The 2095-nt window shown below is 34.2% G+C and carries 2 protein-coding genes and 1 pseudogene; 2 read left to right on the forward strand and 1 reads right to left on the reverse strand.

Features of this window, described 5'->3' with window-relative positions:
* A pseudogene (locus tag IDG60_RS11910) lies at positions 1-131 on the reverse strand (SMP-30/gluconolactonase/LRE family protein); the annotation flags it as partial.
* 243 nt (positions 132-374) lie between these two features.
* Here IDG60_RS11910 and trhO point away from each other — a divergent pair.
* Positions 375-1331 carry an oxygen-dependent tRNA uridine(34) hydroxylase TrhO gene (gene trhO, locus IDG60_RS11915; RefSeq protein WP_001109281.1) on the forward strand — a complete coding sequence of 319 codons (957 nt, stop codon included), beginning with the start codon at positions 375-377 and terminating at the stop codon, positions 1329-1331.
* Between the two features lie 151 nt (positions 1332-1482).
* Positions 1483-2095: pyroglutamyl-peptidase I (gene pcp, locus IDG60_RS11920; protein ID WP_206160735.1), on the forward strand; the 613-nt coding region annotated here is incomplete at its 3' end.

The following is a 2095-nucleotide window of genomic DNA, read 5'->3' on the forward strand; positions in this document are numbered from 1 at the left end:
TGCAATCCTTTTTTGGAAATTTCAAGCCATGGTTCAGCTGTAATTGTTTGTAATTCACTTTCAGATATAATTGGAACAGCACTATTGGACTTCCCGCTATAAAATAATGTAGGTAAATCTTGTTGTGACATCATGATCATTCCTTTCATTTCATTCGTTTTAACTATCAATTTTATTTTAAACAAGATAACTATCAAATAAAATGATAACGGTTTCATCTATCTATTTTATCGGTCTAGTGGCTGATTTCAAGCTAGAAATATTGAATGACAATACAACTCTGTTAAAATGATGGACGTAGATAAATATGCGTATTGACGCTTTATTTTAAAAATTAACATGCTTATAACATGTTTATAGAAGGAGATTAACCTATGAACTATCAAGTTCTTTTATATTATAAATATACGACGATTGATGACCCTGAACAGTTTGCTCAGGATCACTTAGCGTTTTGCAAAGCACACCATTTAAAAGGTAGAATTCTTGTTTCTACAGAAGGTATTAACGGCACATTATCTGGTACAAAAGAAGAAACCGAACAATATATGGCACATATGCATGCCGATGAACGATTCAAAGATATGGTGTTTAAAATTGATGAAGCTGAAGGACATGCTTTTAAGAAAATGCATGTACGTCCTCGAAAAGAAATCGTTGCTTTAGATTTAGAAGATGACGTCGATCCAAGACACACAACTGGCCAATATTTATCACCTGTAGAATTTAGAAAAGCTCTTGAAGATGATGACACAGTCATTATTGATGCACGTAATGATTATGAATTTGATTTAGGTCATTTCCGAGGTGCAATTCGCCCAGACATCACACGCTTTAGAGATTTACCTGACTGGATTAAAGAGAATAAAGCGTTATTTACAGATAAAAAAGTGGTTACGTACTGTACAGGTGGCATTCGATGTGAAAAATTTTCTGGATGGCTTTTAAAAGAAGGTTTCGAAGATGTAGCGCAGCTTCACGGCGGTATAGCTACATATGGTAAAGACCCTGAAACAAAAGGTCAATATTGGGACGGTAAAATGTATGTATTTGATGATCGTATCAGTGTTGATATCAACCAAGTTGAAAAAACAATTATTGGTAAGGATTGGTTTGATGGCAAACCATGTGAACGTTATATTAATTGCGCTAACCCAGAATGTAATAAACAAATATTAGTTTCTGAAGAAAACGAAACTAAATATTTAGGTGCATGCTCTTATGAATGTGCTAAACATGAGCGTAATCGTTATGTTCAAGCAAATAATATTAGTGATAATGAGTGGCAACAACGTTTAACAAACTTTGATGATTTACATCAACATGCTTAGTTTTAATTAAATACCTTTCAAAACACGCTTTGAAAATCCGATTTATAAAGGTTTTTCAAGGCTGTTTTTTATGCGCATACATAACCTGATATGTTTTTAATTATGCGCGTGTTATACTAAATTAAATTTTAATACTGCGGGGTGTCTTAAAATGCACATTTTAGTAACAGGGTTTGCGCCTTTTGACAATCAAAATATCAATCCCTCATGGGAAGCTGTGACTCAACTAGAAGATATTATTGGCACACATACAATCGATAAATTAAAACTACCAACCTCTTTTAAGAAAGTAGATAATATTATAAATAAAACGTTGGCATCTAATCATTATGATGTTGTACTAGCTATAGGACAAGCTGGTGGTAGAAATGCCATTACCCCAGAACGTGTCGCCATTAATATTGATGATGCACGTATTCCAGATAATGATGATTTTCAACCTATTGATCAAGCCATTCACTTAGACGGTGCGCCAGCTTATTTTTCAAATTTACCAGTTAAAGCAATGACTCAAAGTATTATTAATCAAGGACTTCCTGGAGCACTTTCAAATAGCGCAGGTACGTATGTATGTAATCACGTGCTTTATCACTTAGGTTATTTACAAGATAAGCATTACCCTCACCTACGATTCGGATTTATTCATGTGCCATACATACCAGAGCAGGTCATTGGTAAACCCGATACACCATCTATGCCATTAGAAAAGATAGTTGCAGGTTTGACTGCAGCCATTGAAGCTATTTCTAATGATGAGGATTTAC

This window comes from Staphylococcus sp. EG-SA-2 (assembly GCF_017152085.1).

Bases quoted from the DNA above. Each gene is read 5' to 3' on its own strand.
- trhO (WP_001109281.1), top strand. From the start codon at position 375: ATGAACTATCAAGTTCTTTTATATTATAAATATACGACGATTGATGAC.